A 12,913-nucleotide genomic window follows, 5' to 3' on the forward strand; every position below is an offset into this window, starting at 1 on the left:
TAAATTTGTGTCTTGAAAATCAGTTTGGGATAAAGCCTTTGGCTTCAGCGATTCGCGGCATCAAAGCCGTCAACAGGCGGATCGTATAATCGATATCAGCCAGAGACAGCACCTCCACCGGCGAATGCATATAACGCAAGGGCACCTGAATCAAGGCGGCAGCGACCCCGGCCCGGTTAAGCTGGATGACGTTGGCGTCCGTACCGGTACCCCGTGGCGCTCCCATCAACTGGTAGGGAATCTGCTCTTCCCGGGCAGTGGCCAGCAGCAGGTCGAACAGGGCCGGGTTGATATTCGCACCCCGGGAGATGATCGGCCCCTGCCCCACGACAAATTCCCCTATATCCTTTTTTTCAACACCTGGAAAGTCGGTGGCAAAACCGACATCGATGGCGATGCCCACATCGGGATCGACACCGTAGGCACTGGTGGTCGCCCCGCGCAATCCGACTTCTTCTTGCACCGTGGTTACACCATGCAGGTCCACGGGCACGGAACCCCGTCGTTTTACTTCCTTGAGCACCTGGCAAACGATAAAAGCGCCCATTTTATCGTCAAAAGCCCTGGAGGCGACCAAATCCCCCTGTAATCGTTCGATGCCCACGGCAAAGGTTGCAGGATCTCCAACGGCGACCAGCTTTTTAGCCTCCTCGGCATTGGCGCAACCGATATCGATAAATTGCTGATTGAGCTTGACTACCGTCTCCCGGTCCTTGGCTTCCATCAGATGGATCGGCTTCTTGCCAACCACCCCCAGCACCGGCCCGCCGGCACCATGAACATGAACCCGCTGTCCCGGTACCAGGTGAGCGTCGATACCACCGATGGGAGCAAAATAAAGGAACCCGTTTTCGTCGATGTAACGTACCATGAAACCGATTTCGTCGCAGTGGCCAGCGAGCATAACCCGCGGTGCGCCGGCGGGACCAGGCAAGCGGGCGATGACGTTACCCATGACATCCGTGCGCAGCTCATCGGTCACAGTGCCCATCTCGCGACGGCAAATACGTTGAGCCGGTTGTTCAAAACCGGAGGGGCTCGGTGTTTCAACCAGTTCTTTTAAAAGGGCGAAATCCTGTTCGTTCATGGCAGTTGTTCCTTCATATGGACGGGGCGAACGACTGCTGCCGACCGCCCGTAAGTAATAGTATTACCGGCCTGCAATCTGAACGAATCCGACCGGGGATGAATGCTACGAAAAGCCTGTCAGGCAACCAGACGCTGCAGCAGGCTTTCGGCATTCTTTCGCAAATCCTCGAATTGGGCCTCGGTCAACCCGGCACCGAGGGCGATACGCCGGGCCTGAACCAAAGGGGTCAAATCCCCCGGCGCGTGGCTGTCGGTGTTGAGCACCAGGGGCGCTCCGCCAGCCAGGGCCAGGCGGGCAACATGGCCGTTACTCAGCGAATGACCACGGCGGGTGGTCAGTTCCAGGCAGATGCCCCGTTCAGCAGCCAGGCGGACCTCTTCTTCAGTAATCAATCCAGGATGCGCGAGGATATCGATATCGGCCTCCAGAGCGGCCCGGTTGGTCCCCTCGGCAACGGGCTCGCTGAGAGTTTCACCGTGGCAGAGAACCAACTTGGCCCCCAGGGACCGTGCTTCCCTGGCGGCGGCGGCAATGTCCGCGGGCGGAATATGCGTGAGCTCGATACCGGGCACCACGGTCAATCCCCAGGCGCGCCCCAGATCATCAGCCACCCGCACCAGGCGAGGAATAATCAAGTCCATATTGGACCGATCACCATGATCGGTCAGACCGATGGCCCGATAACCGGCCACCGCTGCACGGCGGGTAAGCTCGGCAGGGATCAGTTCACCGTCGCTGAAAATCGTATGAGTATGCAAATCGATCATAACGAAACCTTGGGTTGAAGGTTACAGATTGAAAACCACCGAGACTAACTCGCCGCACTGCCCTCACTCTCAACGACACCGATGTGAGAATTGCGCTGTGCCTCGATCAGCCGTACCGGCACAATACGGCCGACCAGGCTGGCATCAGCCTTAAAATTAACAATCCGGTTCCAGCTGGTACGGCCGAACAGCTGACCACCCCCTTGACGGCTTTCGCCTTCAACCAGCACCGGCAATACTTTACCGACATCCTCCTCATGGAAACGACGGGTGATCTCTTCCTGCAAGGCGAGCATGCGATCAAAACGCTGTTGCTTGATCTCGGCCGGCGTATCATCCGTCAATTCTGCGGCGGCGGTGCCTTCCCGGGGAGAAAATATAAAAGAATAGATTTCGGCGAACTGCGCCCGACGCAGCAGGTCAAGAGTCTGTTCGAAATCATCTTCATCCTCACCGGGAAATCCCACGATCACATCGGAGGTCAGACGAATTTCCGGACAGGCCCGGCGTAATTGTTCCACCTTGTTCAAATACTGGTCGCGGCTATAACCACGTCCCATAGCTTCCAGAATACGGTCCGAACCGGCCTGGACCGGCAGATGCAGATGTTTGCACAACTTGTCGAGACTTCCGAAGCACTCAATAAGATCGTCTGAAAGATCCTTGGGGTGCGAAGTAATAAATCGCAGTCGCTGCAAACCTGGCAGGTCATGGACCTGTCGTAACAGCTCGGCAAAGGAGATTTCCTCCCCTTCTTTCACGCCGAAGGAATTAACATTCTGGCCGACCAGGGTAATTTCCGCAGTTCCCTGGTCGATCAGGGAGCGAACTTCAGCCAGCACCTCAGCGCTGGGCCGACTGACTTCCCGCCCCCGCACATAAGGCACAATGCAATAGGCGCAAAAATTATCGCAGCCCTGCACAATTGTGACGAAACGGCTGATCTCCCGACTCGGTCGACGAGCGGGAAAAAGCTGCCGTCGCTGTTCTTCATCGAGAAAATCGACCAACAGACCACGGCCCAGCTTGGCTTCAGCATTCTGAACCAATTCAGCCAAGCGATGAACGTTGTGAGTACCAAACACGAAGTCGAGATAGGGAACCTTCTTGAGCATACGCTCCCCTTCGTGTTGGGCTACGCAACCACCAACGGCCAAAATAAGGTTCGGGTTCCGCTCTTTGAGAGGTTTGAAGCTGCCGAGATGGCCATAAACCTTACGTTCGGCCTTCGCCCGAATGGAGCAGGTGTTCAGCAGAATCAGGTCGGCGTTTTCAGCGGCATCGGTCTGGCCATAACCAAGTCCCTGAAGAATTTCCACCATCTGTTCCGAATCGACCACGTTCATCTGACAGCCGAAGGTTTCCAGATAAAAATATTTTTCCGTCATTCGTTGTTTACCATCACTTGATATACAAAAGGACCCGATGCACCGCAATCGGTCCATGGGAGCCCAGTTAATTATCGATATAGAAAGGGGCGTTAGAGGTAGCCATGCAATGGATCTTGCCACGGCAGGTTAATCAGGAATTGTAGTCAATGCAGGGGCGAAAAGTCAAACATCTTCCACCGCTCCGCCAATGCCAGCTGCGCTTCTCGAATCCGCTTCCACATGAGGAGGAAGTAACCGCAGAAGCAGGTGGGGATATTCAAGGCAATACAGGGTCATGCGCTGGCCGCTACCGAGCACTTTTACTGTTGCCAACGCCTCGCCTAGGACTTGTTGTTCAACCTCTTGGATTTCCTCCAAAGAGAAAACCTGCTGTCGGCGGCCTGAAATACCAAAAGCAGCCACCAATCGACGGTCAGTCATCATATAAAAGACATGTTCCCATTCCATACGGGCCCAGACAAGATGGCCGACACCAACCCACAAACCCACCATGAGTGCTGCCCGTCCCCACCACTGAGCGACGACGGCATCCACCGGCAACGGACCGCGGATCTGCAGAAAAAACAATATCACCGCCAGTCCCACTGCAGCTATCAAAGACCAACGCCAGTTACGAAAGGTGTAGGCGCGCGGAGCTGGGCGACCTTGCCAGACAATCCGCTCCTCCCCCTCTAACAGATTGCTCCAGCGGTTCATGGAGTTTCCAGTTCCTTCAGGCGCTCGGCGGCGGCCTTCCCCAGTCGGCCATCAGGAGAAGCCTTGACCACGGCTCGGTACATTTCTACGGCCTGACCAATCTGATGATTCCCCTCATAGGCGCTAGCCAGGAGATAGCCCCCCTGCAAGGTCGGCAACAGGGCCATACTGGCTTCCAGTTCCCGCACCGCCCGCGGATAATTTTCCTGTTCAAACAGCAGGTAGCCCAACCCCATCCGGGATCGATAGTACTGTCCGTCAAGCTGCACCGCCCGACTCAAATGCTGCTGACCAGCGGTCAGGTCATCGGCCTTGAGATAAGCAGTACCCAAAGCCGTTAAAATAAGCGGCTGGTCGGGAGCCGCGGTGGCCGCCTGCAAATAGACGGCGATAGCCCGGGGCAACTGGCCCTGCTCCTCGAGCTTTCGCGCCTGATCATATAATGCGTACCCCTGCTGCGTCTGCCTCAGTCCGGCAACAGACCGGGCAAAAGCTTGTTGGTTCAACACATAATCAGGATTGCCGATGGTCAACGCATGGCGTTCGGCAACATAATCCTTAAGATCCAGCATTCGCTCTTTAGAAAAGGGGTGGGTCCGAAATAATCCCGCCAACCACAGGGGCTCGGCACCCCGCTCAACCTTACGATAAAAGTATTCTTGAAGCTGCACCGCCCCTTGAGGATCATAACCTGCCTGAACCAGGTAATCGACACCGAGGCGATCGGACTCCCGCTCCTGCTCGCGGCTATAGGTATTTTCCAGCAATCCGGCAGCCAGTTGCCCCGCCTGCTGAGCCGCCACACCATAGCTGCCCTGCCCCGTCGCACCACCTAACACAGCCATACCGAGCCCGAGCAGAGAACCGCGCTGCATAGCCTGCACAGAATGGCGGGCTGTAACATGACCCAACTCATGACCGAGCACCGCCGCCAGCTGCGCTTCGTTTTCAAGCGCGGCCACCAAACCGCGCGAGATGGCGACAAAGCCTCCCGGCAAGGCAAAAGCATTTGGAGCCGAATCGTTGACCACCTTGAACTGATAGGGCAAATCGGGCCGCTGGCTGAGCTGGGCCATTCTGATCCCAACCTGATGGACATATTCGCTCAGTTGCGGATCACCATACACGCCACCCATCTGCTGCAATGCCCGGGGGAAAGCCTGCTGACCAAGGCTGATTTCTTCGCTGGTCGACACTTGAAACAGTGCCAACTCCTGTCGCCCCGTAACCGGATTCGCCGCACAACCACCCAACAATCCCAGCAACAAAAAGACCCCTGCAACTCGAACACTGAAACTATCTGCCATGAAGCCTCCTTCAATATAGGCGCAGTTTTCCCCAATGAATTAAGCGTTTTAATGTACTGAATTCATCTTAAGGCTCCCCGGCCAATATCGCAAGACGCTTTCTATAAAAGATTTCACTAGCTATTGGCCCTGAGTTCATATAAGATCGATGGGTTTTGGAACAGGATAATCGGAACATAAATTTTGACAGGAGAAACACCCTCTTATGCCGCAGAACATTCGCAACATCGCCATTATCGCCCACGTCGACCATGGCAAGACCACCCTGGTCGACGCCATGCTCAGACAGTCGGGGATTTTTCGCGACAATCAAACCATTACAGAACGCATCATGGACAGCAATGACCTCGAAAAAGAGCGAGGCATTACCATTCTATCCAAGAACCTCTCTATCTCGCATGGGGACCTGAAAATCAATGTTGTTGACACTCCGGGCCACGCTGACTTCGGCGGCGAAGTGGAACGCGTTCTAAAAATGGTCGACTCGGTACTGCTGCTGGTGGATGCCTTTGACGGCCCCATGCCCCAGACCCGTTTCGTACTGAAAAAATCCCTTGACCTGGGCCATCAACCGATCGTGGTCATCAATAAAATCGACCGCCCTGGAGCTCGCCCGGAACAGGTGGTGGATATGGTTTTCGATCTGTTTTGCGAACTCAATGCCGATGAACAACAGCTCGACTTCCCCATTGTTTACACCAATGCCAAAGCCGGTCACGCGACCCTCGACCCGAAGGCACCGAAGGATAATCTCGAGGATCTGTTCCAGCTTATTGGCAACGAGGTTTCGCCCCCCAAAGTCGACCCGGAGGCCCCCTTTCAGATGCTGGTGACCAGTATCGCCTACAACGATTACCTGGGCCGCATCGCTACCGGCAAGATATCCAACGGTCGAGTCAGCGCCGGGCAGACCATCGCGGTGGTTAAAAAAGATGGCCAGGTGACCAAGGGGCGGATTTCCAAGCTGATCGGCTTCGATGGACTACAACAGATAGAGATTCAGGAAGCGGTCGCCGGTGACATCATCTGCATCGCCGGATTTGAAGACGTCGGCATCAGCGAGACCTTTGCCGACGCCGAACATCCCGTCGCCCTGCCCTATGTAGCTATCGACGAACCGACCCTGTCCATGAACTTCATGGTCAACAGCTCCCCCTTTGCAGGACAGGAAGGCAAATACGTCACCTCCCGTGTCATTCGCGAACGATTGCAAAAAGAACTACGGACCAACGTATCGCTGCGGGTCGAAGATACGGACAACACCGACACCTTCAAGGTTTCCGGGCGAGGCGAACTGCACTTGTCGATTTTGATTGAGAACATGCGCCGGGAAGGCTTCGAACTGGCGGTCTCCAAGCCGGAAGTCATTTTGCGGGACATCGACGGTGTCAGCTGCGAACCGATGGAGTTTCTGACCATTGACGTTCCTGAGGAGCACCAGGGAACCGTCATCGAAAAACTTGGCACGCGCAAAGCGGAAATGGTGGCCATGCACCCCATGGACGGCATCAATCGTCTGGAATTCATCATTCCGGCCCGAGGCCTGATCGGCTTCCGCACCGAGTTCCTTACCGACACCCGTGGTACCGGCGTCATGAACCACACCTTCCATGAATACGGCCCCTTCAAAGGCGCCATTCCCGGCCGCAAGAACGGCGTTCTGCTCGCCCTGGAAAGTGGCGAAACGGTTGCCTATTCCCTGTTCAGCCTGCAGGAGCGAGGCATCCTCTTTGTCAACGCCGGCGTAAAGGTCTACGAAGGAATGATCATCGGTGAAAATGCCAAGCAGAACGATCTGGTTGTCAACGCCTGCAAAGGCAAGAAACTGACTAACGTCCGCGCCTCAGGCAGCGACGAAGCTATTCGCATCACAACCCCGCGCACTCTCAGTCTTGAGCAAGCCCTGGAGTATATCGACGAAGACGAATTGGTCGAAATCACGCCAACATCTATTCGATTGCGGAAAAAATACCTTGACGCCAACGAGCGGAAACGATACGAAAAGACTCGGGGCTAACCGCGTCCTTCAACCGGCCGGTCTCGTTATGAGCCGGCCGGTTTTTCAATGGTTCCCTGGTTAGTTTGCGAAAAGACCCCAAACCTCTATCAGGATGCCTCATGGGCACAGCATTAACCAAACAGGAACAGACCGTACTCCTCGGCATAGCCCGGGAAGCCATTACCAGCCACCTGCGCATGGGCAAGTTGATTGAACCGGAGTGCAAGGAAGAATCACTCAACCAGCAGAGGGGTTGCTTTGTAACCTTGTCCCAAGAAGGCCAGTTGCGGGGCTGCCTCGGCACCTTCACTTCGGATCGGCCACTTTGCAGAGAGGTTGCCATCATGGCCGTCGCCGCTGCAACGGAAGATCCCCGCTTTTATCCCATGCGAATAGAGGATCTCGACAGTTTTTCTGTTGAGATTTCAGTTCTCTCCCCTCTGCTCAAAACAAACGAACCGAGCGATATCGTTGTCGGACTGCACGGCATCTACCTTGAAAAAGATGGGCAAAGGGGCGTTCTATTGCCCCAGGTTGCCGTGGAGCAGAAATGGGATCGTGAACGCTTTTTGCAACACACTTGCCACAAAGCCGGCCTGCCCAAGGATGCATGGCAGGCCGAAGATTGTGACATTTATCTCTTTACCGCCCAGATAATGAAAGAAACTTGTTCTCATCGTTAGCGCCCCAATGAACGCATTGAGAAACTCAAAGTGCCTTGCTGATCAGGCATTATGATATAGTGTTGAAGTAAATTGCAGGTATTCACCGGAGCGTGGTTCAATGAACATTGCCAAAGACCTGGGAAGCTTGATCTCGGGGCTGTTCGCCCCTCAAGCATCATCCCCGGCCCAAACACTTGAACAAGGTGGCACAAGCCGCTCCCGCACTTTAACTCGGGAACAGGCTGGCAACCGGGAAAAAATAGGGGTACTGCAGGACAGTGACCGCCTTACCCTCTCCAGCGAATCTATTTCTCTTGCCAATGACTCACGAGATAAAGCAACAAACGCTTTAGCCTCCGCTACCCACTCTCCTGCCCAACAACCCTCCGAGCGGTTGGCACTTCCTTACTCCCCGTCAGCAACCAGTTCCACCTCACAACAAACCCACGAAGAGTCGCCCACTACTCGACACCTGGTCCGCGCCATCTACGGCAGCAAAGATTCGCTGAACACCAATGAGGCTGCTGCCCTCCCGACCCGTATCGACTTTCACGCCTAATCCCCCCTTCCTCACCAGACGAAGCCCAGTCATTTCTTTGACCAAGGGTTAATTTGACCCCAAAAGACAAACCGGGAACAGGTGTTAAAACGCTTACAGTCAATATTTTGGCCCGATCTACCCTTGATTCCAAAATCAGACCAGAGGCAACACTGCGCGACTAACACCCTTGTTTATATAGCTTTTTCAAAGAGCCCACTTCCTGAAACACTTGCATAAACAGTCCCGTTCCAGTTGGCATTGTCTTTGCTGTTTAACTTTGATGTTTAAGAATGTCGAGAAAAGCGTAACAAACTGCTATATAAATTCCACATGCTTTCATCATGAGGGTTGTATCAATGGAAAATGTTGTCATGATCGTTAGTCCGTCTAATAGTGGGGCAAGCCAAATTGCGAGCACTGTTATGGCTACCGGGCTTTTCAAACATGCCATCCATTGTACTACTGATCAACAGACAGCTGAGGCGCTGGAGCAACGCATTGACATTGTTTGTTGCCCTTACCCGAGCGTCGCTTCAGAGTTGTCCTCCTTATTACTCAAGCTAGGGGAACGTGACGAATGGCGCGATATACCCCTGCTGCTTTTTAGCCAATCCAACCTTCAAAAGAACCGTATCAAGGCCTTGGAACTTGGTGCTAGTGACTGCCTCTCCCTCGATCAATCTTGCCGAGAAGCTGCTGTACAAATTGGCTGGCACCTCAACAACAAGCATCGCATTGAACTCTTACGGCGCTCGGAAGCGAATCTCGCACGCAAAGCGGTAACAGATAGCTTGACAGGGCTCTTCAACCGGGGCTATTTCGATGCGGACCTGGAGCAAAAAACAATTCTTGCCCATCGAACCGGCAGACCATTGACCTTGCTTCTTGCAGATCTTGATCATTTCAAAACTGTCAACGATAACTACGGCCATCTGGCCGGGGATCAAGTCCTGCAAAGTTTTGCCGAACTGTTAAAAAAATCAGGCCGAAAGTCGGATATCGTTTGCCGCTATGGAGGCGAAGAATTTGCCGTAATATTACCGGAATGCGACTCCGACCAAGCTTTTTTTGCCGCCGAACGCTTGCGAAAAAACGTATCCCGGCACGATTTTGGTTGCCCCCTTACTGTGAGCATCGGCCTCGCGTCCACTACCATGAACTGCCGGTATAGTTCCTCACAATTACTAGAACATGCCGACCTTGCCCTTTATAGTGCCAAAGACAGGGGACGCAATCGTACTGAAATTTTCCCAACGCCCCTTCTCAAGGACCTGTCGGCAACAAAGCACCTTTCCCATCGCCCCATCTCCAAAGTCTCCAGCTTCCCTCAAGCACTTCGCCGTTCGATTGCTGCCTTGCGTAAAGCCGCCAGATATTCTTTTGGCTAGGGTGTTTCTAAAAAACCAGTCCATTCAGTTCCTGCATTAAAAGCTAAAACCTTGCCGTCATTTCCATTCCAGCTAACCGAGACTCTAATTTTTATCAGCGCAACCCTGTAGGCCTCCAAGAGACTTCTCCTGAACAATTTCGAGAGTTTTGGTGGAAAAATGTCTTTTTTCAGCGTGTAAGTTTTGTTAGGATAGCTCCCTGTTGCTAATTAAGTGTTATAGTTTCAAAATTGCTGATTTTGCTCAACCAATTTTCAAGAGGGTTTACCCGCCATTTCAACAGACATCTCCTCATCCAACGGATAAGATCAAGATGCAAGATTCCCTAAGAAGCATTCTCCTGGTAAGCGGCGACAGCTCCAAGCGTGAAGATCTTGCAGTGCTGTTGCGAGACAGGAACGACTGCCTGGTGTTGGAAGCAAAGACTCCGGAGCAAGCCCTTGAAATCGCCCAGAACGAAGAAATCAGCATTCTTTTTACGGACCTTTTTCTTCCCCAGAAAAAGGGCATCGAACTTTTAAAAAAGATCCATAACGCTAATCCCCAGGTTGTAGTCTTGGCAGGAGTCCCCGCTGAAAATCGCGAGGCCCAGGTTGAAGCGCTTAAAGCCGGGGCATTTTTTTGCATCAACACACCCTACAATCCTGAAGAGGCCGTCATCGCAACATCAAGAGCACTCACCCATTACGAACTGTTGACCGACGGCGAACAGCAGGGAAGCAAGATTCGCAAAACCGAAGGTTTTCATGGCATTATCGGCAATTCGCCGAAAATGCAGCACCTTTTCAAATGTATTGAGCAAATTGCCAAAGAAGGAACTACTTCCGTTCTGATATTAGGCGAAAGCGGGACGGGCAAAGAACTGGTAGCGCGAGCCGTTCATGCCCATGGACCTCGTCGGGGCAAAAATTTCGTTCCGGTCAACTGTGCAGCAATTCCGGAAGATCTTCTTGAAAGCGAACTGTTCGGATATGTCAAGGGAGCGTTTACCGGAGCGGCTCAGTCGAAGATGGGGCGCATTCAATACAGCAACGGCGGCACCCTGTTTCTAGACGAAATCGGTGATATGAAGCCGTCTCTGCAGGCAAAACTACTGCGGGTTATTCAGGAAAAGGAATTTGAACCGGTCGGTGGGATCAAACCGGTTCCGGTCGATGTACGCATCGTGGCCGCAACCCATCGCAATCTCGAACAAGCTGTTGAAGATGGCCTGTTCCGTGAGGATCTCTATTACCGTCTGAATGTGGTACCCATCACGATCCCACCGCTGCGAGACCGCAAAGAAGACGTGCCGCTTCTTATCGAACGCTTTATCGCCATCGCTAACCGCAACAAAAAGCAGGGATTGAAAAGTTTTTCACCACCCGCTATCCAAGCGCTTCTCAGCTACCCATGGCCAGGCAATGTGCGAGAGTTGGAAAATCTGGTACAGAGGATGGCAATTTTCTGTGCGGGAAACAGCGTGGGTTTAAAGGATTTACCGGAAAAGTACCAACAGGGGAGAAAAGAAGACCCGCAGGAGAATGTGATCGATTTTTCTGATGAACAGGTGGCTTTCAACAGCGAAGGAATCGACTTTAACTCCGCCGTGAGCCGTTTTGAGAGTAAGTTGATTCTCCATGCCCTGACCCTTACCGGCGGCAACAAGCGTGAAGCGGCTAAACTTCTCAACCTGAAACGAACCACTCTGATCGAGAAAATAAAACGCAAAAAAGAAGAGGACGACTCTCTAGCGGAACTGCTTTTCTGATCGGCTTTACCTATTCTCAAACAGCAATACTCTGAGCCGCCTTGAAGTGGGCTTCAACTTTCTCAAGCACCTCTTCTTCACTCGCCGGGGTCACCAAAATATCACAGACCCCATACTTCACCGCCTTCAATACCTTGCTGCGAGTCCATTGACTGCCGGTTGCCATCAGGGGAACCGATTCGCCAAAGGCCGTGCGCACCTTAATCGCAACGGAAAAGCTCTGATCACCGATCTCGTCCATGGCCAAAACCAGCCCCTTGACCCTTCCGTTTAGGGACCTTGATAGATCATTGAAATTTTCTTTGCGGTCGACCAGAGCTGAATTATAGCCATGATCATTGATCATGGAGTTAATCTCCTGGCCATAACTGCCATCGATGGCGACAACCAAAATAACCGGTTCTGCCCCTTCAAGGTTCGGCTCCTCATCCATCGGGATCGGTTGTCCGGCCTGAACCGGTTTAGCTTCAGGAGTCGTCTCTACAGCGATGCCAGCCGAAGAAGAACTGTCCGGCGAAAGATCACCCAACAAAGCCGCAGCTTCTTCCGGGTTCACTAAACGGCCGGGGGCAGACTCGGAGACAGCAGGAGTTTCTTCACTGGCCTCTGCTTCCAAGTCCGGGGTCTCAGGAACCGATATTCCGAGCATCGCCGCCGGAAAGATCATTAACAGTTCATCGAGTTCCTGACCATCGAGAGTAACCGGATAGGCAGCCTTCAGATAGAGTCCCGGGGGAAAGGGTTCCGGCGAATCCATCTTGATTTTTGATGGCACGATAGATTCCAAGCCATCCATCTTGAAGTGGAGCTTTTCCGGATAGAGCTCATCAAAGGCCGAGCACAACTCGCCGGAGACTATATTGGCAATTTCACCGAAGGAATCGGCTTCTTCTTCGCCAAAAATTTCCTTTTTGACCCGCTCCTCAAGTTCAGCCGGTGGCAGCATAATAAGGGTGCCACCCAGTTGAACCGCATCCTTGAGCCGGCAAAAAATAAAAATATCGCCCTCATGGTCACCACTGACGATCATGCGCACCATGACTTGCTTTTTACGAGTCTTGGCGAAAAATTCCTTTTTGGTCGTCAGGATAGTCGATGGCGCAGGCAAAGTCAGTTCACAACCGAGCATGCCGCCAAGCCCCATTGCGATTTTGCTGCCTACGTCCTCGAGGACATCTGTAATGATCGGATCTATTTCCATACCCGCAACTCTATCAATTTATCCATGTGCATACAATGTGCTATTAGCACAACATGCCGAAGGACCGGGCTACCAGCCTCCAACAGGCAAGCAAAACACCCTGTTTTCCTTGAAGCCG

At 53.1% G+C, this 12,913-nt stretch carries 11 protein-coding genes; 5 read left to right on the forward strand and 6 right to left on the reverse strand.

Translation table 11 applies throughout. From position 1 onward, the window contains the following. Positions 1-19: 19 nt before the first annotated feature. The 5 genes from A7E78_RS05290 to A7E78_RS05310 all read right to left on the reverse strand — a co-directional run bounded on the left by A7E78_RS05290 (position 20) and on the right by A7E78_RS05310 (position 5,251). Positions 20-1,087 carry a M42 family metallopeptidase gene (locus tag A7E78_RS05290; protein ID WP_072283256.1) on the reverse strand — a complete coding sequence of 356 codons (1,068 nt, stop codon included), beginning with the start codon at positions 1,085-1,087 and terminating at the stop codon, positions 20-22. Between the two features lie 119 nt (positions 1,088-1,206). Next, positions 1,207-1,857, reverse strand: coding sequence for a histidinol phosphate phosphatase domain-containing protein (locus tag A7E78_RS05295; RefSeq protein ID WP_072283257.1), 651 nt, complete (start codon positions 1,855-1,857; stop codon positions 1,207-1,209). 44 nt (positions 1,858-1,901) lie between these two features. Next, on the reverse strand, positions 1,902-3,245 hold the full coding sequence (miaB, locus tag A7E78_RS05300) for a tRNA (N6-isopentenyl adenosine(37)-C2)-methylthiotransferase MiaB (RefSeq protein ID WP_072283258.1): 1,344 nt from the start codon (positions 3,243-3,245) through the stop codon (positions 1,902-1,904). Between the two features lie 165 nt (positions 3,246-3,410). Further along, positions 3,411-3,944, reverse strand: a complete 534-nt coding sequence (locus tag A7E78_RS05305; RefSeq protein WP_072283259.1) for a PH domain-containing protein — start codon at positions 3,942-3,944, stop codon at positions 3,411-3,413. Continuing rightward, complete coding sequence (locus tag A7E78_RS05310) at positions 3,941-5,251, reverse strand: M48 family metalloprotease (RefSeq protein WP_072283260.1); 1,311 nt, start codon at positions 5,249-5,251, stop codon at positions 3,941-3,943. The genes A7E78_RS05305 and A7E78_RS05310 overlap by 4 nt, the downstream gene beginning before the upstream one ends. A gap of 205 nt (positions 5,252-5,456) precedes the next feature. On the opposite strand from A7E78_RS05310, the gene typA reads away from it, so the two are divergent. From typA to A7E78_RS05335, 5 genes are all read left to right on the forward strand, one after another. Then, a complete protein-coding gene (typA, locus tag A7E78_RS05315; protein ID WP_072283261.1) occupies positions 5,457-7,268 on the forward strand; it encodes a translational GTPase TypA in 1,812 nt (603 codons plus the stop codon). 101 nt (positions 7,269-7,369) lie between these two features. Beyond that, on the forward strand, positions 7,370-7,933 hold the full coding sequence (amrA, locus tag A7E78_RS05320; protein ID WP_072283262.1) for an AmmeMemoRadiSam system protein A: 564 nt from the start codon (positions 7,370-7,372) through the stop codon (positions 7,931-7,933). 100 nt (positions 7,934-8,033) lie between these two features. Further along, on the forward strand, positions 8,034-8,474 hold the full coding sequence (locus tag A7E78_RS05325; protein WP_072283263.1) for a hypothetical protein: 441 nt from the start codon (positions 8,034-8,036) through the stop codon (positions 8,472-8,474). A gap of 404 nt (positions 8,475-8,878) precedes the next feature. Then, the gene (locus A7E78_RS05330) at positions 8,879-9,844 is read left to right on the forward strand and encodes a GGDEF domain-containing response regulator (protein ID WP_072283264.1); all 966 of its coding nucleotides are present in this window, start codon (positions 8,879-8,881) and stop codon (positions 9,842-9,844) included. Between the two features lie 313 nt (positions 9,845-10,157). Continuing rightward, on the forward strand, positions 10,158-11,594 hold the full coding sequence (locus A7E78_RS05335) for a sigma-54-dependent transcriptional regulator (protein WP_072283265.1): 1,437 nt from the start codon (positions 10,158-10,160) through the stop codon (positions 11,592-11,594). A 16-nt stretch (positions 11,595-11,610) separates the two neighbouring features. Here the strand turns inward: A7E78_RS05335 and A7E78_RS05340 are convergent, their stop codons facing one another. Next, the gene (locus A7E78_RS05340) at positions 11,611-12,795 is read right to left on the reverse strand and encodes a hypothetical protein (protein ID WP_072283266.1); all 1,185 of its coding nucleotides are present in this window, start codon (positions 12,793-12,795) and stop codon (positions 11,611-11,613) included. Positions 12,796-12,913 lie beyond the last annotated feature (118 nt).

The organism is Syntrophotalea acetylenivorans (assembly GCF_001887775.1).
GTDB classification, from domain to species: Bacteria; Desulfobacterota; Desulfuromonadia; order Desulfuromonadales; family Syntrophotaleaceae; genus Syntrophotalea_A; species Syntrophotalea_A acetylenivorans.

What these genes read in the sequence shown, in the direction of transcription:
- A7E78_RS05290 (WP_072283256.1), bottom strand. Translation starts at nt 1,087, where the DNA reads ATGAACGAACAGGATTTCGCCCTTTTAAAAGAACTGGTTGAAACACCG.
- A7E78_RS05295 (WP_072283257.1), bottom strand. Translation starts at nt 1,857, where the DNA reads ATGATCGATTTGCATACTCATACGATTTTCAGCGACGGTGAACTGATC.
- miaB (WP_072283258.1), bottom strand. Translation starts at nt 3,245, where the DNA reads ATGACGGAAAAATATTTTTATCTGGAAACCTTCGGCTGTCAGATGAAC.
- A7E78_RS05305 (WP_072283259.1), bottom strand. Translation starts at nt 3,944, where the DNA reads ATGAACCGCTGGAGCAATCTGTTAGAGGGGGAGGAGCGGATTGTCTGG.
- A7E78_RS05310 (WP_072283260.1), bottom strand. Translation starts at nt 5,251, where the DNA reads ATGGCAGATAGTTTCAGTGTTCGAGTTGCAGGGGTCTTTTTGTTGCTG.
- typA (WP_072283261.1), top strand. Translation starts at nt 5,457, where the DNA reads ATGCCGCAGAACATTCGCAACATCGCCATTATCGCCCACGTCGACCAT.
- amrA (WP_072283262.1), top strand. Translation starts at nt 7,370, where the DNA reads ATGGGCACAGCATTAACCAAACAGGAACAGACCGTACTCCTCGGCATA.
- A7E78_RS05325 (WP_072283263.1), top strand. Translation starts at nt 8,034, where the DNA reads ATGAACATTGCCAAAGACCTGGGAAGCTTGATCTCGGGGCTGTTCGCC.
- A7E78_RS05330 (WP_072283264.1), top strand. Translation starts at nt 8,879, where the DNA reads ATGGCTACCGGGCTTTTCAAACATGCCATCCATTGTACTACTGATCAA.
- A7E78_RS05335 (WP_072283265.1), top strand. Translation starts at nt 10,158, where the DNA reads ATGCAAGATTCCCTAAGAAGCATTCTCCTGGTAAGCGGCGACAGCTCC.
- A7E78_RS05340 (WP_072283266.1), bottom strand. Translation starts at nt 12,795, where the DNA reads ATGGAAATAGATCCGATCATTACAGATGTCCTCGAGGACGTAGGCAGC.